Genomic DNA, 26,597 nt, shown 5'->3' on the forward strand with positions numbered 1-26,597 from the left:
AAGGTCTCGGATCGCTCGTCCGATCGGCGTCCAGGCCTGATGAGTCAGCTCTGGGAACCGTCGCGCTTGGCGCGCCTTTTCGCCCCGGCGGCAGCGGGGCAGTGGAAGTTCGCGCTCGACGATGAGTTCCTCGTGGTGGCCGATCCCGCGGGTGACGCACAATGTGACCTGGGCGATCCCTTCGATATTGTCGTGTCACGGGGATGGCCGTGGGCGACCGTCGAGCTGACGATCGCCGACCGCTCTCACCGGCTGGGCGCACTCTCGACCTTCCGAGCCAAGCGCATTGTTTCGATCATTGAGGCCGCACGCGACGACCTCTTACTTCGCCGGCGGCTGAAGAAGCTGCAGGAGCAATTTGACCAGTCGATGGATCGGGTCGTTCACTGGGCAGGCGACCTCGACGGTGCAGCTGCCCGGCAGATTAGCGACCATGGCTGGCTCACCCACGAATTCGCGGTCCACTGGGGAGCCGAGAAGGAATCGACAGGATTCGGCACGTTCCTCGATGAGCCTCTGCTGAACAGCCATGTGGAAGCCCAACGCGAGTCACGGCATCCCTGCTTCGCGATCTGGGATCGAGACTTCGCCACCTTCATCCGCGGTCAGAACGACCTGCACCTGGACGACGTTGTCCGTAAATACCGCCCCTTCTTCGACACAGTCGAGAAGTCACCGCTCACAGACGAGCAGGCGCGAGCCGTTGTCTGCTTTGACAACCGGATGCTGGTTGTCGCCTCCGCGGGGTCCGGCAAGACCTCGACCATGGTGGCGAAGGCCGGCTACGCGCTGCGTCGCGGACTGGTTCCGGCGGACCGGATCCTCATGCTCGCCTTCAATAACGCGGCAGCCAAGGAACTCAAGCAGCGGACACTGGACCGGCTGATTCCACTGGGGCTGGATGCCGACAAGGTCACGGTGCGTACGTTCCACGCCTTCGGCATCGATGTGATTGGCCAGGCCACTGGCCGCAAACCCACTGTGGCACCATGGCTGCAGGGCGGGGACATCGCGCGCCTCGGCGACATCGTTCGGGATCTTCGGGCCTCTGATCCGGCCTTCCGGACGCGGTGGGACTTCTTCCGCGCTGTGCTGGCCCGTGACTACGTGGACTCCGCCGCCCATGACTCCACTGACGAGCCAACGGCGGACGCCGCGGTGTACCGAACCGCGCAAGGCGAGGAGGTGGCGAGCTCCGGCGAGCGACTGATCGCCGACTGGCTCTACTTCAACGGGGTCGCGTACGAGTACGAGCGTCCCTACGAAATCGATACAGCGGATTCCGAACACCGTCAGTATCGTCCTGACTTCTACTATCCGACGATCGGCGTTTACCACGAGCACTGGGCGCTGGATGAGGACGGGCAGCCACCGCCCGAATTTGAGGGCTACCTCGACGGCGTGCACTGGAAGCGGGGCCTGCACCGAGAGCACGGAACGGCCCTTCTCGAGACGACAATGGCTGAGCTGTGGAGCGGGCGCGCTCTCGACGCACTGGCCAGGGAACTGACGAGCCGCGGCGTCCGTCTGCAGTTCGACCCGGAGCGCCCGGTCCGCGGCGAGAAGATCATCGAGAATGAGAGGCTGCTCCAGACCTTCCGGTCCTTTCTCGTCCACGCCAAGAGCAACGAGCTCAGCGACGACGCACTACAGAAGAAGCTCGATGACGTCTCTGACGGCCAGGTACGCTTTCGCTACTCTTCGTTTTTGGCCTTATTCGCGGCTATCCGCGTCGAGTGGGAGCGCCGCCTTGCCGCGGAGGGCTGCATCGACTTCGAAGACATGCTCAACCTGGCGGCAGGGCATCTGGAGAACGGCGACTGGCAAAGCCCGCACGACCTCGTGATGGTCGATGAGTTCCAGGACGCCAGCTACGCAAGGGCGCGACTGTCGCGCGCCCTTGTCGCCCTGCCGGAGCGCCACCTATTCGCAGTTGGAGACGATTGGCAGAGCATCAACCGGTTCGCCGGCGCAGACGTGTCCGTGATGACGGACTTCGAGCGCTGGTTCGGACCAGCGGAGGTGTTGCGTCTTGAGCGGACGTTCCGCTTTCCGCAATCGATCGCGGATGTCTCGAGTCAATTCGTTCTGAAGAACCCAACGCAGATCGCCAAGAGTGTGACCTCATCGACGGCTGAGTATCCGCCGACGATCGAGGTCGTCTCTGTCGTGCGCGAGGATGCCGTGGCCGAGGCAATCCGGTACCGGCTGAAAGAGTTGCACCGGCGCATTCAAAACGGTGATGTTCCGGCGCTCGACGGCCGCAAAGTGACAGCGTTCGTGCTGGGCCGCTACAACTACCAGGCGAAGTACCTGTCTCATGCGAAGGAGGTCTCTGACCTGCTCGATGTGCGATTCATGACCGCCCACGGCTCAAAAGGTGCTGAGGCCGACTTCATCGTGATCCCGGGGATGACGTCCGGTAAGTGGGGTTTCCCGAGCACCATTCCAGACGACCCGGTCTTGCGCCTCGCGATGCCGGAGGCTGAAGAGTTCGCTCGGGCCGAGGAGCGCCGGCTGTTCTACGTGGCCCTGACGCGAGCGCGCCGAGGGGTGATGCTCGTGACGGTGGACAAGAAGGAATCTCCGTTTCTCGTCGAGCTGGTTCGCGACAGCGACCTCCTCCGCACCAACGTAATCGGTGAAGAACTCGACTCGGTTGTGTGCCCCTGCTGCGCTCGAGCCTTCATGGTGAAGCGCTCAAGCAAGGGGGGTCCGTTCTGGGGGTGCCAACTGTACCCGAGGTGCCGAGGAACGCTTGCATCTTCGGCCGGGGAAGTCGCTCATCCTTGAACCGAGGTCCTGAGCCCCGCCAACCTCGATCACGGTCACGACCTCAGCGAATCCGCGGGACCTAATCAGCAGGCATGTTGCTGCTTCGGTTCAGCAGGGGATCTTCGTGTACGGTCGACCCTTTTCATCTATTGACGTGCCGCCTTTTCCGTAGGCGCGACAACCGGTGTACCCGTCGTATCCGCTGGATGGAGGGGTAACCTTCGGGGCGACCGGCGGGGTGGCTGGAGGCGCTGACCTGGACCGCTCCTCATTCGCCTGTCGTGCTTCTTCCGCCTGTCGTGCTTCTTCCGCCTGTCGTGCTTCTTCCGCCAGACGAGCTTCTTCCGCCAGACGAGCTTCCTCCGCCAGACGAGTAGCTTCCTGTTCCTCCGCGGCGGCAAGAGCGGAGGCGGTAACGAACCCCGCGCTAGTTGTTGTGGCGTGCGCCGAAAGCGCGACCAAAGCGTCAAGTGCCCTTGTGCGATTCTTCCCCGACAGAATGGACCAGGCATCAGTATCTGTCGCTGCGAGGGCGTGTAGAGCAGCGGCCGAAGTGGCAATCGCTGTTGCGGCAATGGCGGACTCGGCCAGGCTCGCCGAAGTCACTCCCTCGGACACCGTTCCCTCAATTGTCTCTAGATCATCCTCCAAGGCAGACAACTGCGCCGGTACCGTGCATTCGATGTCCTCCGAGAAAAGGCCGGCTTGATCAGTTTGAGCTTCTTCCTGCGCCTGCGTCACCGCCCGATAAAAGCGATCATTGGAACCAACGACAATTGCGGTCCCGAGACCGTTCTCCGCGATCATCGCGTTCACGAGATTTCCATCCATGAGTTCCACGCCTGCGAGCAAACGCCCATAGCGGTCCTCGCGCTCTTCGTCGTATAAAAGCTTCACTGCGGTGCCTGCCGGAAGGAGTCCCTCTAGGTACTGCGAGGCTTCGATTCCGAGGCATTCGAGCTTGGAAGGGCTCGTCGATTCCGGTGCGTCGACATTGAGCAATCTGACTCGCACTTTATCGCCATGCAATTTCACGTCGATCGTGTCGCCATCCACGACCCGCACGACGGTCGCTTCGTCGGCGGAGGCAGAACCTGCGGACGCCAGTAGTGCGACGGGAATCCCAATAAGAGCGATAAGAACCGTGATGATCAGAAGATCTCGATGCAGCGGGCTACGACGCTCCCGAATTGTATACATGCGCGGGCCTTCGGTATCTGTCGAATGGCGGGGGATGCCAAATGAGTGAGAAACCCAAGTATGGCGACGATGCAGTTCGGGCGCCGTCGAAGCGTGAGAATCGCCCTCCTATTGGGGTGCTACGCGAGTAGTGGGGTGCGACGCGAGCATCTCCCGCACCAGCGGAATCACCTGCGTGCCGTACAACTCGATACTCGTCATCAGTTGCTCATGCGGCATCGTCCCGTTCGCGTACTTCAGGTCGAACCGGTCCAGCCCGAGCGTTCGGGCCGTTGCTGCGATCCGTCGGGCGACCGTCTCCGGAGAGCCGGCGTAGAGCGAGCCGTGCTCGACCTCGCTGAGGTACTCCGCCTCGGTCACCGGCGGCCAGCCGCGCTCGGCGCCGATCCGGTCGCGGTTCTTCTTGAAATGCGGCCAGAGCTGCTCGCGGGCGAGCTCGTCGGTGGCGGCGATGTGCCCGGGGGAGTGCGCGCCGAGCGGCATCCGCGGCAGGCCCAGCTGGTCGGACGCCCGCCCGTACAGTTCGACGTACGGCAGGAACCGTGCGGGGTCGCCGCCGATGATCGCGAGCATCATCGGGATGCCGGTGCGCACCGACCGGACGACGGACTCCGGTGATCCGCCGACACCGATCCACGCGGTGAGCCGGCCGGACTCGGTCTTCGGGAAGACGTCCTGGTCGACGAGCGGGGCACGGTAGCTGCCGGACCAGGTGATCGGCTTCTCCTTGAGCAGCTGCACGAAGAGGTCGAGTTTCTCGTTGAAGAGGGTCTCGTAGTCGGCGAGGTCGAACCCGAACAGCGGGAACGACTCGGTGAACGAGCCCCGGCCGAGGATGACTTCGGCGCGGCCGTTGCTGGCGGCATCCAGGGTGGAGAAGCGTTCGAAGACGCGGATCGGGTCGTCGCTGGAGAGCACGGTGACGGCGGTGCCGAGGTGGATGCGTTCGGTCTGGCCGGCGATCGCGGCGAGCACCATGTCGGGGGCGGAGATGGCGAAGTCGTCGCGGTGGTGTTCGCCGATGCCGATGAAGTCAATGCCGACCTGGTCGGCGAGGACGCCCTGGGCGATGGTGTTGCGGATCACCTGAGCGTCGCTCTGGCGCTCGCCGCTATTGTCGACGGTCACGTCGCCGAAGGTGTCGAGTCCGAGTTCGAGGTGCTTTGCCATGGTCCGCCCGTTCTACTAGGTCGATGCATACGCATCAATTTGCCCAACCGACGATGAGCGAAGGATATTCCGGCGCTAACGGAAGGTTCGCTTACTGTGCAGTCGGAATGAAGGCCCGGAGGTATTCACGAAGAGCGGGGTCGTAGACGTAAACGAATGTGCCACGGATGCCGCGAGTTAGGAGAACTGCGTAAATGTTACGAATGAAGCGGAGCAGGTCATCATCGGAGTACACCTTGCCGAGGACAGGATTGTTCTCTTTACCCTTCTTGTCGAAGTACGACGCGCGGTCGACGAATAGTCGCCCGGCCTTCGCGTCATAGCGAAGGTCAGGCCCAATGATCACGCCGGCGTAGTTGAGGTCGTATCCCTGCACGGTGTGGATTGACCCTACTTCTTCGAGGGACTTCCGCGACGCCACCCAGTCCGTCTGGGTGCTGTTCCAACGAAATCGGTGACCATCAATCTCAATGTCGTAGGCAGTCTTGTCATTCTTGGATTTCCAGGGCCATGCGAAGCCGGCCAGCATGCGAGAAAGCCCCGCTTCTTCTTCCTTCCGACGCACTTCAGCGCGCATGTCGGCAACACTGTCGAACATCCGGAAGTCGTATCCTTCGAACTGTTCTTTCGCGGGTGAATGGGGATCGTCCCAAGGGCCCGGCGAACCGAGGATGCGCCGAACATACGCCAGGTAGTCCGACCCTGCCTGGACCCGCATCTGCGTGGCCAGCGGGTAGTGACGGTGTCGATCCTTCGTAGCGCTGACAAGGGCACCGAGCAGTTCAGGCGGAACGTCGGCAGGGCGCACGCTCTGCTCGGCGTCCAGCAGATAGATCTGATGCTTGCTCTTCGCGCGGATCCAGTCGAGCTGGGTCTTGGCCAAGTCATCGAAGCCGAAGAGCTTCTTCGTGATGTCGGCGAAGTTCTTGTTTTGCACGCCGGATGGTTGATTTGCGCGCTGGTTGAGACGGTGCGCTTCGTCGACGATCAGGAGATCGAAGTCTTCATCAGCGTTCCCGACATCAAATGCCGTCAGCACCATCGAGGGATCTAGCCCTGGAGTCTTCCGGAACACCTTTCTGATCGACTCGCGCAGAGATTGCTGCGGCACCACGAGACCGATCCGCAGATCGGTCAAGAGCGCGCGATTTTGAGGGATGAACAGCTCCGAGAACATCGTGTCGCTGTCGAAGTCCTCTAGGGCGACGGTGTTCGCGATGTCCACAAGCAGTTTCAGCATGTAAATCGCGACAACTGTCTTGCCGGTTCCTGGCTCGCCCTGAATCACGATCGTGCTGTTGGCGCCCGACCCAAGGTCCGCGAAGAGTCCCTCGAGAATGTCCTCAACGGCAACCGCTTGATCCTGGGTCAGCGCCTTGAACGGAGAGAGTTTGAAGAGATCGCTGTTCTCAATCTCCGGGATGCTCCGGGTGAAGACTCCATCGGCCTGCAGCTTGTCGAAGACCTCACGAAACGATTCCCGGTACAAGTCGCGGTTGTAGTAGTCGCCATCCGTGATGCCGTCGTTTCGGTTCAGCACACGATATGCCCCATCGCCGGCGAGGAGCCGGATGAGGAACGACTCGAGGTCCAGACAGGCTGACTTGTTGAACCGTTCGTCGACGATCACGCGGATGCGTTTCAGGTGCCGTTTGTCTGGAGAGTCGAGGTGCTGTCGCATCCGAACTGCTGCGTTTCGAGACTCTCCCACGTACACGTCGCGAAGTCTCCCGCCAGTCGAGTTTGTCTTCTCGGCCTGGGCATCGTCGAGGACGTACACAACGGGCCAGTTGGTGTTTCGTGGGTGGCTCGGAGCCCACTGGGTGACCGCCTCAGGAGTGAAATCGAGGCGCGAGATATCAGAGGGCGTCATATTTCGTGCTTCGACCCCGTGCTTTTTCTGTCGGGTACTTCTCGCGAGTCTTGGCCAGCTTGTCTTTGACAATCTGGCTCGGGTCGGCGCCGATGCGGTCTGCAAGGAGCACGCAGTAGGTGAGTACGTCGGCGAGCTCCTCCCGGACGCGTGCAGGGTCGGCGGCGGCATCCCACTGGAAGCACTCGAGCAATTCACCGGCCTCGATCGCGATGCTTTTCGCGAGGTTTTCAGGGCTATGGAACTGTGACCACTCGCGCTCGGCCATAAACGCTGCGATCTCGTCGCGGACTGACTTTTCGACCATTCCGTCAACTTAGCAGCGCTACCTCGCAGGTCGAGGCTTACTCTGCCAGCCGTATGACACGCGTTCTGGGTGTCTTCCGCCGTGAGGTGCGTATGTCGACCTCAATCGACTACGGATCGAGTAACCAGACAAGGAGGTTCGAATGGCCCAGCGTCGAGGATTTTTTGCCGAAATGCAGCACCAGGCACGTCTCGCAGAAAAGCGCCAAGCCGCGGCTGTCCGTGAATACAACGCGGCCGTTCGACGCACTGAACAGGCGCAAAAGGCAGCGCAGAGAGCGACGTTGGCAGCTCAGAAAGCGTCAGAGGCAGATCGGCGGCGACTTGAGAAGGAAGCTGCTGCTGCCCATGTCGAGGCTATGCAGGCAGAAGTTGAGCAGCTGAACGGCCAACTTGCGGCGCAGTATGAGCGCATCGATTCGCTGCTCTCTGCGACCTTGAGCGTTGACGACTATGTAGATCTTGAAACGCTCCGAAAAGTGGTCACGCATCCGCCGTTCGATCGGCCCGATCTAATGCATCCGCTCCCCGCTCCTGTACCCATCCCGGAGCCGGCGCTCCCGGTAAAGCAGCCCGTTCAGCCTCCGAAGGGTTTGTTAGGACGAAAGCAGAAGCACGCTGAGGCGGAAGCGGCGGTGGAGGCTCAGTACGCTGCCGACTACTGGGCTTGGCATGCGGCGACGCAGGAGTTACCGGGTCGTCGCGAAGCGCAGGCTGCTGACCACACGGCAGCGGAGCAGCGACGCTTGGAACAGCTCGAGAATGAGAAAGCACGATACGACGCGGAGTGCGCGGCGCGAGAAGAAGCGGTCCGCGAACAGAATGCCGACCTTGACCGGCTCATTACCGGGCTCGGATACGGGACCGAGGATGCTGTCCAGGAGTATGTGGGCATCGTCCTCGCGAACTCGGTCTACCCGGAGGAAGTCGAGGTGCGTCATTCAGCGCAGTTCGAGCCATCGACCGCAGAACTCAGCATGAGGGTGTTGATCCCAGGCCCAGGCGAGTTTCCTGCTGTCAAGGGATACAGGTATGTGAAGGCGTCCGACGAGATTGTAGAGACACCACTCTCTCAGAAGGAAGCCAAAGAGAGGTACGCGGATGTCGCTCACAACGTTGCCTTGCGGAGCCTCCACGAAGTATTCGAAGCAGATCGACGTGGCTAATTCAAAGTATCGCTTTGGAACTTGGCACAGAGACCATCAATCCAGCCACAGGCCGTGAAACGTATGTGCCGCTTGCCGCCGTGGCCGTTTCCCGTGATGTCTTCTCCGAACTGGACCTATCGGCGGTCGTTCCCGCGGCAACGCTCGCCCATCTCGGTGCCATTGTGTCGAAGAATCCGTTGGGCCTGTTACCTGTGAGCGGTGCGGGTGTCCGGAGCGTGCAGGGTTGAGCGGGCTAAATTTCAACCCACCACCCGGGTGGCCCAAACCGCCGCCCGGGTGGCAACCGCCAGCGGGCTGGACGCCAGACCCATCCTGGCCAGACCCGCCTCCAGACTGGGAACTCTGGGTCGCGTCAGGAACCGCCAGTCATGAAGCTCCGGAAGAGGTTGGTCCAGCGACGGGCAGTCTGCCTCAAGACCTTCCGGTTGAAGAGCAACCCGCTCGACTCGAATCGGCCCGGGTCGCCTTGCTTGAAGCAGAGAATGCCGCGTTGCGTTCGCGCCTGGCTGCAACAACCTCAGAGACCTACGTTGAACTGGATGATGCGGTCATTCTGCAAGACGTGGGCATATATAGGTATCACCACCCACTCGAGTCCGCGGTCGCGTACCAGGAGCGCCTGGGCGCGATCGAAGGCCGCGCGGCCGAGCTCATCAAGACCGGGCGGGCGATCGTCAAGTCGGAGCTCTTCACCTTTAACAACTCGTTGGCTCAGGGGCGTCGAATGACAGACGATCTCTCCAAGCTCATGCTGCGCGCCTACAACGCCGAAGCCGATAACAGCATTAGGACTCTTAGAGCAGGAAACGTTGTCACGGCGAAGCGTCGAATGGATGCCACTCGCACTGCGATCGCGAAGCTCGGTCGAATGATGGAAATGCAGATCAACGACGAATTTCATGCGCTCCGAATTGAAGAGATCGAACTCACCTCTGACTGGCTGATGAAGAAGCAGGAAGAGAGAGAAGAGCAACGCGAGGAACGAGCTCGGCTCAAAGAGGAGAACCGGGTGGCGAAAGAACTCGCGGAAGAACGCGCGCGGCTGGACAAAGAGCGCGCCCACCTACTCAACGCCCTCAGCGTTCTAGAGCAGCAAGGGCAGTCCGACGCAGACCTCCTGGATCGCCTCTCACTCATCGATGCTGCGATCGAGCAGAACGATTTCCGAGCTGCCAATATCCGCGCGGGCTACGTGTACGTGATCTCGAACGAGGGCGCGTTCGGAAAGAACGTAGTGAAGATCGGTTTGACTCGCCGCCTCGAGCCGGCGGACCGGATCGCCGAACTCAGCGGCGCATCCGTCCCGTTCCGGTTCGACACGCACACCCTTTATTTCTCGGAGGATGCGGTGACGCTAGAGAACGAACTGCATAAGCATTTCGCCGATCGGGCGCTGAACCGGGCGAATGCCCGGAAAGAATTCTTCTTCGCGAGCCCCTCCGAGGTCCGAGATGTGTTGCTCGAGAAGGTGGGTAACCTGCTGGAGTTCACGGAGACCGCCGATGCCATGGAGTACAGGCAGTCGGTCGGCCTGTGGCCGACCCGCCAAACGTAGGCGCGGCCGCTGTCGGCGGCATCCAGTGTGCACGTTCGTTCCTTCGATGTCCGGAGACGGTCTGCTGTCGAAAATCCGTCAGTTAGTTTGAGCGCGGGGGCGGGTTGGCCGGTCGGGCTGTGTCGCTGGTGAGATAGCTTCGAACCGCGCAGCCGGAGGGACCGAGCGTCACGGTCGACGGTGATGTCGTCAGCTGGGCGATTTGGAAGTGCCAGGTCGGCTTCGACGTGCGCGAAGGGCTCGTGCTCCGTCAGCTCTCCTTCACGGATGCCCGTGAGGAACGCCCCGTGATCTACCGTCCTCGATCAACGAGATGCTCGTGCCCTACGGTGATCCGTCGCCGGTGCGGTTCTGGCAGCTCTTCCGCCCTCCGCCCCGTGGGGTGCGCTGGGCGAAACGGTGGAGTTCCTGCGGGCGATGAATCCTGCGAAGGTGATTCCGACACGACGCGCTGCTGTCTGAACTGGGGAAGAAGATCTTCCTGGCTCGGATCGCGGCGCTCGGCCCCGGCCGAGTGCGGGGTTCGTCTCACCAGACGGGACCGCCGATGCGGCATAGATCCAAGCACAACCGGTGGGCGACGCTTCAGCGCCGCCCACCGGCTGTGCTTTGGCGGCCGTGACTAAGGTGCTTTGCCCTGCGCGATCTCCCCCCAGACGCCGAGGAGGTGAGCGTGCGAGTGTGCTTCGGCCTCTTTCCGGTCTCCGGACGCAATGGCCCGCGCTAGGACGAGGTGCTGCTCCAGTGTGCCTGGTGCGGGAACGGTCGGATGCAGTCCAAGCTTCGTGCGCCCAGCGAGTTCCTCCGCCACCGGCGTCGCCATGGCGGCCAGCAGCGGGTTGCCCGACGACGTCAGCAGCAGCGCATGGAACGCAACGTCGACCCCGAGGTACTCCTCGGTCTGGCCGAGACCCTGCTGACCCAAGTCGTTGAGCTGCTCGGCCAGGCGCAGCAACTCCGCGCGCTGAGTGACCGTGGCGCGTTCGGCGGCGAGTGACGCCGCCATCGGTTCGACCGCCACGCGCAGCTCCATCAACGATTCGAGCTGCTGATGGCGGAGAGGTCCGTGCAGGCTCCACTGAATGAGATACGGGTCGAGCGCGTCCCAGAGCTCCCGGGGCTGAACGGTAATTCCGACCCGCCGACGGGCAGCCACCATGCCGATGTTCTCAAGCACGCGGATCGCTTCGCGGATCACAGTGCGAGACACGGAGTGCTCTTGCTCGAGCTGCGCGAGTTTGAGTACCGTCCCGGGCCGAGGGTCGCCCGCCGCGATCCGTCGCCCAAGCTCATTGAGCACGTCTCCATGCATTCCCATCGCCGCTCCCTTGCCGCCGAATCGATACGTATTATCTTAGCGGCCTAATAAGTAGTACCTTTATCGAGGCTCGCGCGAGGTTCGCGCAATTTGAGCAAGAAATTCAATGGAGAAACACATGGAAGATTGGACCCAGACCCTGGGCACCGGACCCCTACTGGCCATTGCGGCCGCGGCGGTAGCGCTCATTCTGTTCCTGGTGATCAAGGTCCGACTGCACGCCTTCCTGGTGCTTGTGGTCGTGTCGTTGCTCACGGCGATCGCAACGGGTATTCCCACAGCAAAGATCGTCAACGACGTCCTGATCACCTCGTTCGGGGGCACCCTCGGATCAGTCGCCCTCCTGGTCGGCCTCGGCGCGATCCTCGGACGGATGATCGAATCCTCGGGAGGCGCCCGCGTCGTCGCCGAGAGAATGGTCGCCATCTTCGGCGAGAAGCGCGCGGCCTTCGCGCTCGGCATCACCTCGCTGATCCTCGGCTTCCCGATCTTCTTCGACGCCGGTCTGATCGTGATGCTCCCGATCATGTTCGCCGTCGCCCGGCGCATCGGCGGCAAGAACCTGCTTCTTTACGGGTTCAGCGGCGCGGCCGCGTTCTCCGTGATGCACATCTTCCTGCCCCCGCACCCGGGACCGGTCGCGGCTACGGAATTCTTCGGCGCCAACCTCGGTGTCGTTCTCATCATCGGTCTTATCATCGCGTTCCCGGTTTGGTACGTCAGCGGTTACCTGTGGGCCAAGATCGTCAACAACCGCTACCCGATGATCGTCCCCGAGCTCTTCGGTTTCAAGGACGACGACGAGATCGCCAACCCGCCGAAATTCGGCACAGTCGTTAGCATCCTGCTGCTTCCGATGGTGTTGATCCTGATGAACACCGGCCTCGGCGCGCTGGCCTCAGCCGGCACCGTCGACTCCTCGGAAATGTGGGTCCAGGCGCTGCAGATGATCGGCACGTCGCCGGTCGCCCTGCTCATTTCGGCCCTCATCGCCCTGCTCGTTCTCGGCAAGGCACGTGGGCAGAACGGCACCGCACTTGAGAAGCTCGTCGACCAGACCCTCGGCTCTGTGGCCTCCGTCATTCTGATCACCGGCGCCGGCGGGATGTTCGGTGGGGTGCTGCGCGCCTCTGGTATCGGTGACGCGCTCGCCGACTCGCTCTCGGGCCTCGGTGTGCCGTTGATCTTCGCTGCCTACTTCGTCGCCGTCGCGCTCCGCGTCGCGCAAGGTTCGGCGACCGTCGCACTCGTCACCACCGGTGGCCTCCTCGCGCCCGCTGTGCTCGCCGGCAACTTCGGCCTCATCGACACCGCCGCCATCACCCTGGCCGCCGCAGCGGGTTCGGTGTTCGCCTCGCACGTCAACGACTCCGGCTTCTGGCTGGTCGGTCGCTTGATGAACATGGATGTGAAGACCACGCTGAAGACCTGGACCGTGCAACAGACGCTCGAATCGGTCGTCGCATTCGTCCTGATCCTCGCGATCTACGCGATCTTCTAATCCGGAGGACCCCATGAGCATGTTCGATATCACCGGCCGTCTGGCCCTCGTCACCGGTTCGTCTCGTGGTCTCGGCCGGTCCCTCGCTGAGGGACTGGCCGAGGCCGGGGCATCCGTCATCCTGCACGGCCGCGACCGTGCGGCCCTCACCGAGACGGCGGATGCCATCGAGCGCTCCACCGGGGCGCGGCCCGCTTCCGTCTTCTTCGACGTGACGGATGCCGTGGCCGTGAAGGATGCCGTCGGTGACCTCGTCGCAGAACACGGCGTTCCCGACATCCTTGTGAACAACGCCGGCGTGCAGCGCCGTGCGCCGTTCGAGGAGTTCGCCGTCGAGGATTGGGATGCCATCGTCAGCAGCAACCTGTCCAGTGCGTTCTACGTCTCACGCTTCATCGTGCCTGGCATGGTCGAGCGCCGGTCGGGCAAGATCGTCAACATCGCCTCGGTTCAGTCAAAGCTGGCGCGACAGACCATCGCCCCGTATTCCGCCTCCAAGGGGGGACTCGCACTCCTCACGCAGGGAATGGCGGCAGATCTCGCCCGCTACGACATCCAGGTCAACGCGATCTCGCCCGGCTACTTCGCCACCGAGATGAACAAGGCCCTCGTCGAGGACGAGACCTTCAACACCTGGCTCGTCAATCGCACGCCCGCCCACCGCTGGGGGAACTTCAGCGAGCTGCGTGGCACGTTGCTCTACCTCGTCTCGGACGCCTCGAGCTTCGTGTCTGGACAGAACATTTTCGTTGACGGCGGCATGACCGCCGTCGTCTGATTGGAGAACACTCATGCGCGCAGCCATCATCGAAGGCAAAGACCAGCTCGACGTCGTCGAGCTGCCCGTCCCGGTTCCCGGTAAGGGGCAGGTGCGGGTGCGGGTCTCTGCCGTGGGGATCTGCGGATCCGACCTGCACTATCACTTCGAGGGTGCGAACGGCGAGTATGTCGTTCGGGAACCTCTGATCCCCGGCCACGAGCTCTCCGGCTGGGTGGATGAGGATCCGTCCGGGCAGCTGCAGGCCGGCGACCCGGTCACGGTGCACCCGGCCCGGTTCGGCACCCCGGTCGATGGGATCGAGGATGCCGCGCACCTCTGGCCCGGAGGCTCCTACCTCGGAAGTGCGGCGACCACGCCGCACACCCAGGGCGGGATGAGTGAGTACCTCGTCGTCGAACGCGGAATGATCCGGCCGCTTCCAGCCGGTCTCGCGGTCGTGGACGCTGCGCTGGCCGAGCCGCTGGGCGTGGCCCTGCACGGCGCGACCCGCGCCGGGGACCTGACCGGGCGCCGGGTGCTGGTATCGGGCGCCGGCCCGATCGGCCTCCTCGCCCTCGTCGCAGCGAAGGCGCGCGGCGCCGCGCACGTGACGGTCAGCGACGTGCTGGCGGGCCCACTGGCTCGCGCGACCGAGCTCGGAGCTGACGCAGTCGTGCAGGTCAGCGCGGAGAAGCTTCCCGTCGAAGCGTTCGATGTCGTGCTGGAGTGCTCGGGTGCCGCCGTCGCGATCTCGGCGGCCGTCGCCGCGGTACGCCGCCGAGGCATCCTGGTTCAGGTTGGCATGGTTCCGAACGAGGCACGCCCGATCAATCTGGCTCCGTTCATCTCCAAGGAGGTGACCATGCTGGGCTCGTTCCGTTTCTTCGAGGAGATCGACGAGGCGATCGAACTGCTCGCTGCCGACTCGGGGATCGCCCGGATCATCACCCACCGCTTCCCGATCGACCAGGTGCGCGAGGCCTTCGCCGTCGCACGGAACTCGGAGCGGTCCGGCAAAGTCGTCGTGACCTTCCCGCCTGCGGGTTAGGCGGTCGTACTGCTCCGCTTCGGTCGCTTCGCTACCTTCTAGCGAGCGGAGTGCGAGCGAGCGGCGTGCGAGCGAGACGTCACTGAACCGCCCGGCAGGCGAGATGCAGCGCGAGCCGCACCTCGGGGTCGCTCATGTCGACGCCGAGCAGTTCCTGCGCACGTTGGATGCGCGTCGCGACAGTGTTGCGGTGCAGGCCGAGCGCGGTCGCCGTCGGTGCCACGGCCGACTCGTGGTCGAGGTACGCGGACAGCGTCGTCAGCAGCTCGCCGCCGCCCGACTGGAGGGGCGCGAGGAGCGAACGGGCCGCAGGCACGAAGGTGTCGTTGCCGGTCCACGCCAGCAGCAGCTGCTCGAGCCCGAGCCCGTCGACGCGGACGAACCAGCCCGTGTTCGAACGGTTCACCGCGATCCGGGCCGCGTCCGCGGCCTCGCTCAGCGACGCCGTGAGGCCGGCCGATCCACTCGCCAGCGACCCGACCCCGGTCGCGACGTTGAACGAGCGGCGGGCTGCGACGTGCAGGTCGCGCAAGGACGCCACGTAGTGCTCGACTTGCGAAGCGGCGGGAGGTTCCGAGAACGTCAGCCACCCGCTCACCCCTCGTCCAGTCGTCGTGGCGTGGGAGTCGACGGAGATGCGGCCGAGCTCACCCATGACGAAGCGGAGCAGCTGTAGGGCATCGACTCTGCTGCGACCGACGGTACGGAACGCCAGGTGGTACCCGGTCGTGCGCCAGCCACGTTCGAGCATGCGGCGTTCGACTTCCGGGTCCGGCGTGCCGCGCAGGTCCACAAAATCGCGCAGCACCCCGGATGACACGGACGCGTCGCTCACCTCGGCGACCTCATCGATGAGGATGCGCGCGGCGACCGCGGGCATCGCCACCTCGGCGGCGACCGCGAGGGCGCTCACCTGCCGCTCGTCGAGCCCCGCGCCGAAGAAGGCGAGGCGGAGGCCTTCACGGCTGGGGCTGTCAACCCGCACCGACGCCGCCGTGCCGGCCGGCATCCGCGCCAGATCGACCCAGGGGGCGAAGTCGATCGCCGCGTGTACCTCCGGTGGGAGCTGTCCTCCGACCTCGAGAAGCACGCCCTCCGCGTCGATCAGGGCGACGCCGTGCCCGACGCTCGACGACAGGTGCCGCAACAGGTCGGTGAGGTCGTTGGCGTGGTACTCGATCGACTGCGCAACCTTGCGGACGTAACCGAGAGTCAGCGCGTCCTGCGCCTCGACGAGTTGCCAGCACGCTTTCGCCAGCAGCATCGGCCGGTCGACGTGGAGGAGGGTGAGGCCGAGCCGGTCGGCGAGGGCACGCGTGCCGGTGCCGAAGTTGTCGCCGTGCGGGATCGCCAGGGCGCGGAAGCCCCGGTCGCGGCTGCGACGAACCAGCGCATCCTGCTGCCACGGCCGGGACGGCGGCAGTTCGGTGAGAACCGCGAGCCGGCCACCGCCGTCGGCGGGCAACGCGTCTTCGCTCGTCTCGACCACGACGCCCGTCCACTCGGCGTCGTCGGGGCCGGCGATCGCACGCACGCCCCCGTTCTGCGGATGCGCAAGTAGTGCGCTCATGCGCAGATTGTCGGTCATGCCGCGCCATCCAATCCGTCCAACCCGTACGCCGACGGCGTCACGTACCGTCTGCGGTCGGGGGAGCGCGACCACCAGGCCGGCCCGTCGAGCTGGATCACGGCGACATGCCGCGCCCGAGACAGGTCGGTCACCTCGAGGATGTCACGCGAGATCGCGTCGAGAACGACGATCAGATCCGGGGCGGCGGCCTCGAGGCGCCCGTCGGTCATGAGGGCGAGGTTCTCCGAGCGCGCCACCAGTCGGTGCACCTCCCCAGCGCTTCCGGTGATGCCGAATGTGGTCACGTGCTGGTCGACGGCATCCGGATCGATCGCGGTGATCCTGCCCTCGGCCAGCAGCCGCCCGCCGAGGGCGGCGGCGAGCCCGTCGAGCGACCCGGACCGGGCCGCGAGGTAGACGGTACCGATGGCCAGGGCGCGTGCGGTGTTGCCGACGATCGCGTGCTCCCGCAGATCCCCGACGGTGAAGCCGGCGAAAACCATGCCGCCCGCGCCACCCGCCTGGATCGTCGCCGCCCGAACGACGCGCTCGATGTCGAGGGCGCGATCCGTTTGCACGAGTGCGACCCCGCCGGCTCCGGTGTCACAGGTCGCGACGATGCCCGGCACGCCATCGACGAGCAGCGACATCTGATCGAGACCAGGAACCGCGCGGCCGGAGAGATCGGCATCGACGATCGTCCGGTCACCGGCGAGGGTGAACGGAGCGAGGCCGTTGAGGCCGCCGCCTTCGAGTGAGCACACCACCGGCACGCGGTGGCCGAGCCAGCGTTCGGCTGCAGCGATGAGCGGCGCGAACGGCGCTGACCCGGGCAGCCGCTCGGTGAGCAGCATGGTCGATCCGACGAAGGCGGCGCCGAGGCACGGCGTCGAGGAGTCGAGCTCCTCAACGTCGTGCAGGGTCATCGGCCAGTCCGGCGAGCTCCGCAGTGCGAGCTCGAGCATCGTCGTCGCCCCGCCACCGCCCGAGCCGAGCAGGTCGAAGCCGGTCGCGAGCGCGGGCAGGCTGGCGAGCTCGAGGATGGTCGGCATGGTCCCAGCTTAAGCGCGGACCTCCTCAGCGGCGCCGATCCCAAGAGCAGTCGCGGCGAAGTCGAGCGCCGCCTCCGCGGCGGCGGTTTCGCCCTCCACCGGAACGAACGGCTCGGCCAGCCCGAACGCCGTCGGCCCGAACGCCTGCAGGGCGGCGGGAGTGCGCATCATCGCCGGCGTCGAGATGCCGAGCACGCGCACGCGCTGGCCGTACCGGAGTCCTTCCGTGGTGATCGGCTCCGCCGTCTCGTGGTCGACAACGCAGATGAGATCAGGCACGATCGCGACGACGTCGCCGCTGTGGTGAGCGATGAGGTTCTCGTTCTGGAAGGCGATCTCGAACCGGTCATCGCTCGACGGGTCGAGCGGCAGGATGACGGCCCGGCCTTTGGCGAAGCCGTCGGTGGTGCGACGCTCGACATCCGCCACCTTGCCGACGAACAGCTCACGGACGTGCGAGTACAGCGTCGTCGACAGCGTCTCAGCGATCGCCTCGAACGGCGAGCTGTGTGCTTCGCGGGCGAGGCGGATGGCGCGGCCCAGGGCAAGCCCCATCGAAATCGTGCGCGGAACGGCGGTCCGTTTCACATCTGCTCCGCTCATCGCGTACTCGGCGATGTGGCCGACGCCGCCGAGCCGGATGGTGATGCCGCGCGCCAGCCATTCCATCTGCCGGTCGTCGTCGCCGGTGTCGATGATGACGCGTTCTCCGCGCTCTCCGGCGAGGGCGAGCGGGGATCCGTGCACTCCGTAGACTGCGAACGTCTCCATCGAGAGTTCCGGGAAGGCGCGGCCCATGCCGTCGGCATCCACGACGGGCAGGCCGGTTTCGGCGGCAACGAGGAGCGGAATCATCGAGTTGATGCCACCGCACTCGATCGGCATGGTGGCGCCGGCCTTCCGCCCCAGGTGGTCCTCAAGCGTGCGCAGTGCCAGCGTCGCTTCGAAACCGGCGGGGATCTTCTCGATCATCACCGTCGGTGCGCCCATCTGGGCGGTGGGAATGACGAAGAGGTCGTCGTCGAGGTCGTCCGGGTCGAGGATGGTGATCGATCCGGTGCCGAGCACCTGTTCGACGAGCATCTTGCCGATGTAGGGGTCGCCGCCGCCGCCCGTGCCCAGCAGGGTGGCGCCGCGCGCGAGGTCGGGCAGATCAGCAGCCGTCAGTTGCCAGCTCATGCTGCAACCTCCTCGGAAGGTTCGACCGCTTCGACGCTGCCGTCGAAGCGGTGGGACGGGGTGTCGTAACCGAAATAGCCGGGGCCGACCATGGCGAGCGCCTCCGCGCTGTGCCAGCGCTCGTCACTCGGTGCCGCGATGACCCGCACCCGCTGGCCGTAGCGCAGCCCCTCGGTGGTGATGGGCTCACCCGAGTCGTGCTCGAGCACGATGATCAGGTCCGGCGTGGTCACGACGGGCTGGCCGTCGATTTCGGCGATGAGGTGCTCGTTCTGGAACGAGAGCTCAAGCGCCGTGTCGGCGCCTTCGATACGGGCCAGGCCGCGGGCGAAGCCTGTCGTCGTCGCGCGATGCACATCGACGACTTTGCCCGCGAAGAACTCACGCCCGTTGAGCACACGCACCGTCGCGGCCACGGGGTCCGTCTTCGCTTCGCGGGCGGCGGCGATGCCACCGCCGATCTCGCAGCAGAGGGAGAGTGAGTCGGCGACGAGTGACTCTCGCGCCTGGGACCCCGACATGGCGAAACCGGAGATCATAACTGAGCAGCCCATCTCGACGCAGGCGACGCGCGCGATCCGTTCGGTCCAGCTGTTGTCGATAGTGTTCAACACGCCGACGTTGCCCTTCTCGTCGCTGAAAGCGAGGGGTGACGCGTTGATGCCGTACAGGGTCGGCAGCACCATCTGCAGTTCAGGGAACGCGCGGCCCATGCCGTCGCCGTCGATGAGCGGAAGCCCGAGGGCGGCCGCCGCGGCGATCGGGATCGTCGAATTGACGCCGCCGACCTCCGCACAGGCGATGTGGGTGACGGCGCGGCCGAGGGATGCTTCGAGCGCGTGAACGGGGGCGACGACTTCGTCGAGGCTCGGAAGCTTCTCGACCATGACGGTCGGCGCACCCATCATCGCCACCGTCAGCACCACGGCATCGTCGGGCACATCCCGGAGCGGGATCACCGTGACGTCGCCGTGCAGCCGGAGCGCCTGCGCGGCGAGCAGGCTGCCGATGTAGGGGTCGCCTCCGCCGCCGGTGCCGAGCACCGCGGCGCCGCGGGCGAGTCCGGGGACGAGGTCAGCGGTGATTGTCCAGCTCATCGCACGACCGCCATGTCGAGGTCGCCGACGGCCTTCACCCGGATGCGTGTTGCGTTGCCGGGCAGGTAGGGGATCGGGATCTCATCGAAGTCGACGATGCTCACCGAGGAAGGGGAGGCCCCCGCGGCGATCGCCTTGTCGATCGCTTCGGCGCGCACCTCGGCGATGGCTGCTTCCCGGCGGCCGGGCTCGATCGCGTACACCTTGTCGATCTCGCCACCGACCTGCGCGATGGAGGCGCCGATCGCGTTCGCGACGGCGAAGTTCTCGGGGCGGTGCACCGAACCGAAGAGCGGCAGCTCATCGGAGAGAAGAATCGAGCCGCCGCCGACGGCGACGACCGGAATCGGTTCGGGAGAGGTGCGCATCCGGTCGACCGCTTCAGCGACCCGGTCGGCGATGCGGGAGAGAACCCGCTCGACGAACACCGGGTCCAGGTGCGCCACCTTCGAGGCGTCGCCGATGTCTGCGCGTCCGGCCGCGACGGCGACGTCCGTGGCGGTGAGCGTGGACCCGCCGAAGACGAGCGCCTCGGTCATGAGACGGTAGCCGACCGATTCGGGGCCGACCTCCGCGGTCTCCAGGTCGACGATGCTGCCGCCGCCGATGCCGATCGACAGCACGTCTGGCATCCGGAAGTTGGTGCGAATGCCGGCGACTTTGACCTCGTTCGAGGTCTCGCGGGGGAAGCCGTTGATGAGCAGGCCGACGTCTGACGTGGTGCCGCCGATGTCGACGACGGCGCAGGTGTCGAGGCCGCTCGTCATGGCGGCGCCTCGCATCGAGTTCGTCGGCCCGGACGCGAAGGTCGCGACGGGGTAGAGGCGCACGTATTCCTCGTCCATCAGCGTGCCGTCGTTCTGGCTCAGGAAGATCGGCGCTTCGATGCCCTGCTTGCGCACCGCGGCGGTGAGGCCGTCGACGATCTCCGATGCCAGCTCACGCAGCGCCGCGTTGATGATCGTCGCGTTCTCCCGCTCGAGCAGGCCGATGCGGCCGATCTCGTGGGAAAGCGAGATGGCGACGTCCGGTCCGAGCACATCGCCGACGATGCGCGCCGCCTCAACCTCGAGGTCGTGGTTGACCGGGCTGAACACCGAGGAGATAGCGACGGAACGGATGCCATTCGCCTTCATGTCCTCGGCGTGCGCCCGCAGCTCCTCCGGGTCGAGCGGGGAGATCGGGCGGCCGTCGAACTCGTAGCCGCCGTGCGCGAGGTAGGCCCTTGCGCTGATTGCTTCGACGAGTTCGAGGGGCCAGTCCACCAGCGGCGGGAGCGCCTTCGTGGCGGGGAGGCCGAGCCGGAGGGCGGCGGTTGGCGCGAGCCGCTTGGCCTGCACGAGCGCGTTGATGAAGTGGGTCGTGCCGATCATGACGGCGGAGATCTCACTACCGTCGAAGTGGTGACCGGCGCGCAGGTCGCCGATCGCCTGAACGATGCCGTTCGTGACATCCGGGGTGGTGGCGTGCTTGACGGCCGCGAGGGTGCGGGTGTCGTCCATGAGAACTGCGTCGGTGTTGGTTCCGCCGACATCGATTCCGATATGCATAGAAGTTGTTTTCGCTTTCGGTTGGTGCGGGGGTCAGTTGGCGACGGTGTCAGCGGTGCGTGAATCCGCCGGAACTTCGTCGACCTGAGCGGTCTTGGCGGTGCCGACGCCGCGGACGAGGCCGAGCTTGCCGGCGATGACGTACAGGACCATGGAGAGCACCAGTGAGAGCACCGGCGGGATTCCCCACGTGATGATGTAGCCGGTGACCGCGGAGATGGCCCAGATCACGATCGTCACAGGCACGATGCGTGGGGCGGTCGCGGGCAGCCGACCGCTGGCGCGGGTGGCGTCGAGCTCCGGCCGCCAGCGCTTCACGATGAAGTACTCGGCGACCATGATGCCGGCGATGGGCGGGAACGCCACGCCAAGGATGATCAGGAAGTCAGCGAACTGCCCGAGGATGCCTGCGGCGGCGAGGACGGAGCCGACGACGCCGAGGACGATCGTTGTGGTGACCCGGTGGAGGTTCTTGCCGAACGCGGTCGAGATGAAGTTGACGAGGCCGAGCGTCGACGAGTACAGGTTCCAGTCGTTGATCTTCAGCGTGCCGGTGATGACGATGATGAGTCCGACGAAGCCGACCGAGGAGGTGACGATGGCGACGATGTTGCCGGATGCCGCCGCGTGAGCGAGGAGAACACCGGAGAGCCCGATGACGAACTCGCCGAGCGAGACGCCGACCACCGTCTGCTTGATCACGTCGGCGCGCGAGCGGTTGAACCGGGTCATGTCGGCGGTGATGATGGCGCCGACGATCAGGCCGCCCGCCACGATGCCGGTTCCCTGCCATACGCTCATGGTCGGGCCGGGGGCCGGGCCGGTGAGGAGTTCGCCGATGTCGTGGTTGCTGAGCTCGCTGATGATGGACCAGCCGACGAGGATGAGGAAGAGCGGCACGGTGATGTTCGCGAGCCACTGCATTCCCTTGAAGCCGATGGCGACGATCGCGGTCACGGCGAGGCCGAAGATCAGGCTCCAGGCCCAAGCGGGCATGACGCCGGGCATCAGGGCATCCAGCGATTCCGCTGAGATCGCACTCTGGATGCCGAACCAGCCGATGAGGCTGATGCCGATCGCAAGCCCGACCAGGGAGGCGCCGACCTCGCCGAAGCCGGTCCAGCGGGCGAGGAGAGCGGTGTTGAGCCCTTCTTTCTGCCCGATGATGCCGACGATGCACATGATCACTTCGAGGATGATGGAGCCGAGCAGGAGGGCGAGGAAGGCCTCACCGAAGGTCATGCTGTAGCCGAGGGTGGCTCCCAGGAGGAATTGGGAGAGGGCCGAGACCTGGCCGAACCGCTGAACCGCGATGGGGAACCAGGGTTTCTGCGCGTCGGGACGGACGCGGCTGAGAGCAAAATCGTCTGCGTGGGCCAAGCGAGCCATGGGTATCTCCAAAAGAGAGGGTAGGGGTTTCAGTCACCCTACGTCTGGCCGAACGCGAGTCAAATGTGCATAGTGCAGCAATTGGAAGCATCAACCAGCATCTTGCACAGGCCGCTTCATCGGCGGTAACCGCAGAAGGGTGTCGGTGATCGGTTCGCACGGGATGTCGGCAGTCGACTACCCGGCGCTGCTCGGCCTAATTCCGAGTGCGTTCACCGAGATCAGGGGGACCCCGAGATCGCGCACCCGCCCCAGCAATCCATGAAGGGCAGCCTGATCGACGACTGGCCCGGTGAGGATGGTGGTCCCATCCACCTCGCTGGTGAGCGTGAAACCGTCAAACCAGTCACTCCAGCTCTGATCAAGTTGCCCTTCGACGCGGATCTCGTACCGGCGGGCACCGGCCGGACCACCTGCTGGTGCTGTGCTCATGTGGTCGGCCGGTCCGGGAGTCTGCCCGCTCACACCGCGGCTGTCGGGTCGAGCCGCGGCTCGACCGCGGCGGTCACAGGCAGCGCGGCGGTCTTGCGCACGTTCGACCACAGCGAGTAGCCGAGCCAGATCAACGCGAGACCCATCGGGATGGCCGCCATGCGCTCGAGCGCGTGCGGAAGCAACGCGCCGGCCACAGGCGTGACTGCGGCGGCAACGATCATCAGGATTCCGGCACCGCGCGACAGCATCCGCGCCCGGATGACCGCCACACCGAACAGTATCGCGCCACCGACGTAGAGCGCCGCACCCACGAGCGGCAGAGCCTTGAGCACCCCGAGATCCGTTACCGCCGGGTACCGACCGAAGAGGCCGACGAAGTCCACCGCGAATTGCGGGGCATCCGCCACGAGGAGCGGTGCGATGAACGCCTCAGCGAAGTTGAACGCCGACTGCAGCAGAAAGAACAAGCCGAACATCAGGTACCCGACAAGCCCGAGAACCCCGAACTGCGTGACCCGACGCAGGTAGATGCCGGTGATGCCGATCAACGCGAAAATGGCCATGGTGAAACTGAGGATGTGTACCGTCACCCACAGCTGTGTGGCGAGGGATTCGACCACGTCGGCCGGGTGGATGAATTGGATGACGATGTAGATCAGCCCGTACAGCGCGGCGGCCACGGCGGCGGCCCGGGTGAGGGTGGAACTGGTGATGCTCATGATGGCTCCGATGTTCGTGGTTGCCCCAGGCGGTCGCCTGGGAACACCACGAAATCTACGAAGCCGCGTGGTGACCCGGCGTCACCACATCTACGAGTCGCGTGGTGATTGTGGCGGGTTCAGATCAGTCCCAGCGCCTCCGCGCGCCGCACCGCCGCCGGGCGGCTCGTCACATCCAACTTCTGGAAGATGTGCTTCGTGTGGGTCCTCATCGTGTTGAGCGAGACGTAGAGTTCGCGAGCGATCTCCGGGCCGGTCATCTCGGTCGAGAGCAGCCGCAGCACGTGCAGTTCCCGCTCGCTCAACGGTTCGGTGAGGGGCGCGCTCGGAGCCTCACTGCCCTCGGTCTGCCGGAGCGCCTGGCTCAGCCGGCGGACGTAATCCGGGCGGATGCCGGCTCCCGCGGCCGCGCGCAACAACCTCAGCATGGGCTGCCCCTCAGCGACGAACAGCCGGACGTAGCCCTCCGGTTCCGCCTGGGCGAGCGCCTGTTCCAGCGGGTTGAGCGCCGCGGCGGTGTCGCCCTGCGCCTCGAGTAGGAGCGACTGCAGGATCAGGATCTCGGTGACACTGCGTCGGCGTCCGCCCGCCTCCGCCGCGTTTCGGAGGCGCCCCAGAAGTTCTGTTGCCTCGCTGAAGGCATTTGAGTTCGGGTCCGCCCGGTACTGCGCGAGAAGCAGCCGCGCCAGGGTGATGTGGCCGAACTCGCTCAGGTAACTCAGCTCGTCGTCGGGGGAGAGGTTCTGGTCTCTCACCCACTCGAGTGCCTCCGGCAGACGCCCCTGCACAATCCGCATCCGGGCCTTCATACCCCCGATCGGACGCGCCTCCGGGAAGAAGCCGCGCCGGTAGTGCTGCTCCGCTTCCGTCAGCAGTTCGTAGGCGCCATCGAGTCGGTTCTCGGCTTCGGCCACTTTCGCTCGCGCGACGAACTGCCGATAGTGATGCTCGTGCGAGAAAGTACCGTCGCCGTGCGTCTCGCCCGCAAGGTGCTGCTTCGCCTCCGCGAGCTTGTTGCGCTCCAGAAGGATCTCACTCAGGGAGGCGTGGAGGTCCGCGGTCGCCGCCCCGCCGCCGGTCGCGGCGGCTTCGGCCAGCGCCGCTTCGCAGGTGCGCTGTGCTTCACTCAGGCGGCCCAGCGGCTGCAGCATGTCGGCCATCAACATCGTTATGTTGATGGCGTCTGTGACGTTACCGGCCTGCCGAAGGCTTGCGCTGCTCGTGCCGAAGGCGCGGATTCCGGCCTCGATGTCTCCCATCGCCCACGATGCGAGGCCCAGCATGCCGGCGGCCGCACCCCGTCCGAGATGATCGTCGGGCGCGGTGGCATCCATCGCCCGCTGAGCGTTCTCCCGAACTCCGTTCAGATCTCCTTGGGCCTGAGCCACGGCGGCGCGGTAGAGGCTGATCGTCACCGGGAGGTTTCGCAGTTCCTCGCCCGGCTCCGACTCATGGGCCGGCTGTCCCGTCCCGGGACTCGCCGACAGCATCCGCTCTGCCGCCGCGAGCTGACTTTCGACGGCATCGATGTCACCCGCCACCAGCGACGCCCACGCCGAGAAGACACGGAGCACCGGCCGGCGCCCGATCACGTCGGCGGGCAACTGCGTCAGCCAGGTGAGAAGCGTGGCATCCTGCCTGCTCCTGCGGATGCCCGGAATGGTTGCCTCGATCAGCCGGGCCGCTCGGAGGAAGTCGGAGGCTGCGAACGCGTACCGCACGGCTTCTTCGGCAGAGCCGTTGCGTTCGTACCACTCGCTGGCGAGGCGGTTGAGGTCGAGGACGCGTTCCGGGTCATGCGCCAGCAGTCGTGAGCGCAGCACGTCGGCGAAGAGGTGGTGGTACCGGAACCACTCGCGGTCGTCGTCGAGCGGCACCACGAAGAGGTTCTCCCGTTCGAGCGTCGCGAGCATCCGGTCGCTTCCCACCTGCCCGGTCACGGCGTCGCACAATGGCCCGCTCAGGCGGTCGAGAACGGATGTCTGCAGGAGGAACTCTCGCACGTCGGGCGGCGTCGCCTCGAGAACCTCTTCGACGAGGTAGTCGAGAACGAACCGGTGGCTGCCCGCGAACGCGGCGAGAAACCCCGGCACGTCTGAGCTGTCGCGCATCGACAGGGCGGCCAGCTGGAGGCCGGCGACCCAGCCTTCGGTGCGCGTCTCCAGCGTGCGGACATCGTCGGGGGACAGCGACAACCCCGTCACCCGTCGAAGGAAGGCCGAGGCTTCGTCGGCGGTGAAGCGAAGGTCGGCCGCCCGCAGTTCCGTCAACTCGCCTCGCGCCCGCAGTCGCGCGACGGGGAGGGGCGGATCGGAGCGGGTCGGGATGATCAGGTGCAGTTGTGGGGGGAGGTGGTCGAGCAAGAATGCGACCGCGTCGCGCACCGCCGGGCTTTCGATCGTCTGGAAATCGTCGAGCACCAGGATGACCTGCTGCTCGGTGCGGGCGAGGTCGTTGATCAACGCGGTCAGGGCTGCCTCGACGGATGCCTGTGGCGCGGCATCCGGACGGGCAGCCGGGTCTCGGAGCGCCGCCGCGAGGTAGCCGAGGAACCGGATCGGGTCGTTGTCGCTCGAGTCGAGAGACAACCACGCCACGCGACCGTGTGGCGTACGCTCGCCGAGTGCGGCGACCCACTCGCTAACCAGGGTGGTTTTGCCGAATCCCGCCGGAGCCGAAACGAGGCTCAGTTTGCGGCCGGAGCGGAGCCCCTCGTCCAATTGTTGGACGAGCCGGGCGCGGCGGACGGCTTCGGCGCGCAGCGGAGGAACGAAGAGTTTCGTGGCCAGGATGGGCATCGCCATGCGCTCAGTCTAGGGACGCCGGGGGCGCGCGGGATCTGCTAGGAAAACGATGGTGGGTTAGGCAATTGCTGGGGTGATGTGGACCTCGTATCCCAGGGACTTGAGTTGTTTCAGGGCCCGATTCTTG

The 26,597-nt window shown here is 65.2% G+C and carries 20 protein-coding genes and 1 pseudogene; 7 read left to right on the plus strand and 14 right to left on the minus strand.

Annotated elements, in window-relative coordinates; genetic code table 11:
• The first annotated feature begins 66 nt into the window (after window positions 1–66).
• Entirely contained in the window at window positions 67–2,793 is a 2,727-nt protein-coding gene (locus ABIE24_RS06875; protein ID WP_354498064.1) for a UvrD-helicase domain-containing protein, read from the plus strand.
• A gap of 90 nt (window positions 2,794–2,883) precedes the next feature.
• Here ABIE24_RS06875 and ABIE24_RS06880 read toward each other — a convergent pair whose 3' ends face one another.
• The 4 genes from ABIE24_RS06880 to ABIE24_RS06895 all read right to left on the minus strand — a co-directional run bounded on the left by ABIE24_RS06880 (window position 2,884) and on the right by ABIE24_RS06895 (window position 7,325).
• Entirely contained in the window at window positions 2,884–3,975 is a 1,092-nt protein-coding gene (locus tag ABIE24_RS06880; protein ID WP_354498066.1) for a thermonuclease family protein, read from the minus strand.
• Between the two features lie 108 nt (window positions 3,976–4,083).
• Window positions 4,084–5,145 carry an LLM class flavin-dependent oxidoreductase gene (locus ABIE24_RS06885; protein WP_354498068.1) on the minus strand — a complete coding sequence of 354 codons (1,062 nt, stop codon included), beginning with the start codon at window positions 5,143–5,145 and terminating at the stop codon, window positions 4,084–4,086.
• A gap of 91 nt (window positions 5,146–5,236) precedes the next feature.
• Window positions 5,237–7,018, minus strand: coding sequence for a DNA/RNA helicase domain-containing protein (locus ABIE24_RS06890; protein ID WP_354498070.1), 1,782 nt, complete (start codon window positions 7,016–7,018; stop codon window positions 5,237–5,239).
• Window positions 7,005–7,325: a nucleotide pyrophosphohydrolase gene (locus ABIE24_RS06895; protein WP_354498073.1), complete on the minus strand. Its 321-nt coding sequence runs from the start codon at window positions 7,323–7,325 to the stop codon at window positions 7,005–7,007. The genes ABIE24_RS06890 and ABIE24_RS06895 overlap by 14 nt, the downstream gene beginning before the upstream one ends.
• Before the next feature lie 142 nt (window positions 7,326–7,467).
• Between ABIE24_RS06895 and ABIE24_RS06900 the strand changes: the two genes are divergently transcribed.
• The 3 genes and pseudogenes from ABIE24_RS06900 to ABIE24_RS06910 all read left to right on the plus strand — a co-directional run.
• On the plus strand, window positions 7,468–8,490 hold the full coding sequence (locus tag ABIE24_RS06900; protein ID WP_354498075.1) for a hypothetical protein: 1,023 nt from the start codon (window positions 7,468–7,470) through the stop codon (window positions 8,488–8,490).
• Window positions 8,491–8,716: 226 nt separating this feature from the next.
• On the plus strand, window positions 8,717–10,048 hold the full coding sequence (locus tag ABIE24_RS06905) for an SNIPE associated domain-containing protein (RefSeq protein ID WP_502916248.1): 1,332 nt from the start codon (window positions 8,717–8,719) through the stop codon (window positions 10,046–10,048).
• A 149-nt stretch (window positions 10,049–10,197) separates the two neighbouring features.
• A pseudogene (locus ABIE24_RS06910) lies at window positions 10,198–10,406 on the plus strand (copper amine oxidase); the annotation flags it as partial.
• 264 nt (window positions 10,407–10,670) lie between these two features.
• Here ABIE24_RS06910 and ABIE24_RS06915 read toward each other — a convergent pair.
• Window positions 10,671–11,366, minus strand: a complete 696-nt coding sequence (locus ABIE24_RS06915; protein ID WP_354498079.1) for a FadR/GntR family transcriptional regulator — start codon at window positions 11,364–11,366, stop codon at window positions 10,671–10,673.
• A gap of 118 nt (window positions 11,367–11,484) precedes the next feature.
• Between ABIE24_RS06915 and ABIE24_RS06920 the strand changes: the two genes are divergently transcribed.
• Genes ABIE24_RS06920 through ABIE24_RS06930 form a run of 3 tightly spaced genes read left to right on the plus strand, consistent with a single transcriptional unit; the run spans window position 11,485 to window position 14,675 of the window.
• Entirely contained in the window at window positions 11,485–12,867 is a 1,383-nt protein-coding gene (locus ABIE24_RS06920; protein WP_354498081.1) for a GntP family permease, read from the plus strand.
• Window positions 12,868–12,880: 13 nt separating this feature from the next.
• On the plus strand, window positions 12,881–13,645 hold the full coding sequence (locus ABIE24_RS06925) for an SDR family oxidoreductase (protein ID WP_354498082.1): 765 nt from the start codon (window positions 12,881–12,883) through the stop codon (window positions 13,643–13,645).
• A 13-nt stretch (window positions 13,646–13,658) separates the two neighbouring features.
• On the plus strand, window positions 13,659–14,675 hold the full coding sequence (locus ABIE24_RS06930) for a zinc-binding dehydrogenase (RefSeq protein ID WP_354498084.1): 1,017 nt from the start codon (window positions 13,659–13,661) through the stop codon (window positions 14,673–14,675).
• 79 nt (window positions 14,676–14,754) lie between these two features.
• Here ABIE24_RS06930 and ABIE24_RS06935 read toward each other — a convergent pair whose 3' ends face one another.
• The 9 genes from ABIE24_RS06935 to ABIE24_RS06975 all read right to left on the minus strand — a co-directional run bounded on the left by ABIE24_RS06935 (window position 14,755) and on the right by ABIE24_RS06975 (window position 26,470).
• Window positions 14,755–16,245, minus strand: a complete 1,491-nt coding sequence (locus tag ABIE24_RS06935; protein ID WP_354498086.1) for a PucR family transcriptional regulator — start codon at window positions 16,243–16,245, stop codon at window positions 14,755–14,757.
• A gap of 14 nt (window positions 16,246–16,259) precedes the next feature.
• On the minus strand, window positions 16,260–17,297 hold the full coding sequence (locus ABIE24_RS06940) for an S-methyl thiohydantoin desulfurase domain-containing protein (RefSeq protein ID WP_354498088.1): 1,038 nt from the start codon (window positions 17,295–17,297) through the stop codon (window positions 16,260–16,262).
• A gap of 9 nt (window positions 17,298–17,306) precedes the next feature.
• Complete coding sequence (locus tag ABIE24_RS06945; RefSeq protein WP_354498090.1) at window positions 17,307–18,476, minus strand: S-methyl thiohydantoin desulfurase family protein; 1,170 nt, start codon at window positions 18,474–18,476, stop codon at window positions 17,307–17,309.
• Window positions 18,473–19,573 (minus strand): S-methyl thiohydantoin desulfurase family protein, encoded by a 1,101-nt coding sequence (locus tag ABIE24_RS06950; RefSeq protein ID WP_354498092.1) that lies wholly within the window; start codon window positions 19,571–19,573, stop codon window positions 18,473–18,475. The genes ABIE24_RS06945 and ABIE24_RS06950 overlap by 4 nt, the downstream gene beginning before the upstream one ends.
• Window positions 19,570–21,123 (minus strand): hydantoinase/oxoprolinase N-terminal domain-containing protein, encoded by a 1,554-nt coding sequence (locus ABIE24_RS06955; RefSeq protein WP_354498094.1) that lies wholly within the window; start codon window positions 21,121–21,123, stop codon window positions 19,570–19,572. The genes ABIE24_RS06950 and ABIE24_RS06955 overlap by 4 nt, the downstream gene beginning before the upstream one ends.
• Window positions 21,124–21,156: 33 nt before the next feature.
• Window positions 21,157–22,512, minus strand: coding sequence for a purine-cytosine permease family protein (locus ABIE24_RS06960; protein ID WP_354498096.1), 1,356 nt, complete (start codon window positions 22,510–22,512; stop codon window positions 21,157–21,159).
• Window positions 22,513–22,689: 177 nt separating this feature from the next.
• Complete coding sequence (locus tag ABIE24_RS06965) at window positions 22,690–22,944, minus strand: DUF8691 family protein (RefSeq protein WP_354498097.1); 255 nt, start codon at window positions 22,942–22,944, stop codon at window positions 22,690–22,692.
• 29 nt (window positions 22,945–22,973) lie between these two features.
• A complete protein-coding gene (locus ABIE24_RS06970; RefSeq protein WP_354498099.1) occupies window positions 22,974–23,666 on the minus strand; it encodes a hypothetical protein in 693 nt (230 codons plus the stop codon).
• A 119-nt stretch (window positions 23,667–23,785) separates the two neighbouring features.
• Entirely contained in the window at window positions 23,786–26,470 is a 2,685-nt protein-coding gene (locus tag ABIE24_RS06975) for a winged helix-turn-helix domain-containing protein (protein ID WP_354498101.1), read from the minus strand.
• Window positions 26,471–26,597 lie beyond the last annotated feature (127 nt).

The sequence above is a fragment of the Mycetocola sp. 2940 genome (genome assembly GCF_040548835.1).
GTDB lineage: Bacteria > Actinomycetota > Actinomycetes > Actinomycetales > Microbacteriaceae > Mycetocola_A.

Coding starts and splice junctions, on each gene's coding strand:
- ABIE24_RS06925 (WP_354498082.1), top strand. CDS start 12,881: ATGAGCATGTTCGATATCACCGGCCGTCTGGCCCTCGTCACCGGTTCG.
- ABIE24_RS06930 (WP_354498084.1), top strand. CDS start 13,659: ATGCGCGCAGCCATCATCGAAGGCAAAGACCAGCTCGACGTCGTCGAG.
- ABIE24_RS06890 (WP_354498070.1), bottom strand. CDS start 7,018: ATGACGCCCTCTGATATCTCGCGCCTCGATTTCACTCCTGAGGCGGTC.
- ABIE24_RS06960 (WP_354498096.1), bottom strand. CDS start 22,512: ATGGCTCGCTTGGCCCACGCAGACGATTTTGCTCTCAGCCGCGTCCGT.
- ABIE24_RS06940 (WP_354498088.1), bottom strand. CDS start 17,297: ATGCCGACCATCCTCGAGCTCGCCAGCCTGCCCGCGCTCGCGACCGGC.
- ABIE24_RS06895 (WP_354498073.1), bottom strand. CDS start 7,325: ATGGTCGAAAAGTCAGTCCGCGACGAGATCGCAGCGTTTATGGCCGAG.
- ABIE24_RS06920 (WP_354498081.1), top strand. CDS start 11,485: ATGGAAGATTGGACCCAGACCCTGGGCACCGGACCCCTACTGGCCATT.
- ABIE24_RS06970 (WP_354498099.1), bottom strand. CDS start 23,666: ATGAGCATCACCAGTTCCACCCTCACCCGGGCCGCCGCCGTGGCCGCC.
- ABIE24_RS06885 (WP_354498068.1), bottom strand. CDS start 5,145: ATGGCAAAGCACCTCGAACTCGGACTCGACACCTTCGGCGACGTGACC.
- ABIE24_RS06935 (WP_354498086.1), bottom strand. CDS start 16,245: ATGAGCGCACTACTTGCGCATCCGCAGAACGGGGGCGTGCGTGCGATC.
- ABIE24_RS06955 (WP_354498094.1), bottom strand. CDS start 21,123: ATGCATATCGGAATCGATGTCGGCGGAACCAACACCGACGCAGTTCTC.
- ABIE24_RS06900 (WP_354498075.1), top strand. CDS start 7,468: ATGGCCCAGCGTCGAGGATTTTTTGCCGAAATGCAGCACCAGGCACGT.
- ABIE24_RS06915 (WP_354498079.1), bottom strand. CDS start 11,366: ATGGGAATGCATGGAGACGTGCTCAATGAGCTTGGGCGACGGATCGCG.
- ABIE24_RS06880 (WP_354498066.1), bottom strand. CDS start 3,975: ATGTATACAATTCGGGAGCGTCGTAGCCCGCTGCATCGAGATCTTCTG.
- ABIE24_RS06945 (WP_354498090.1), bottom strand. CDS start 18,476: ATGAGCTGGCAACTGACGGCTGCTGATCTGCCCGACCTCGCGCGCGGC.
- ABIE24_RS06950 (WP_354498092.1), bottom strand. CDS start 19,573: ATGAGCTGGACAATCACCGCTGACCTCGTCCCCGGACTCGCCCGCGGC.
- ABIE24_RS06975 (WP_354498101.1), bottom strand. CDS start 26,470: ATGGCGATGCCCATCCTGGCCACGAAACTCTTCGTTCCTCCGCTGCGC.
- ABIE24_RS06965 (WP_354498097.1), bottom strand. CDS start 22,944: ATGAGCACAGCACCAGCAGGTGGTCCGGCCGGTGCCCGCCGGTACGAG.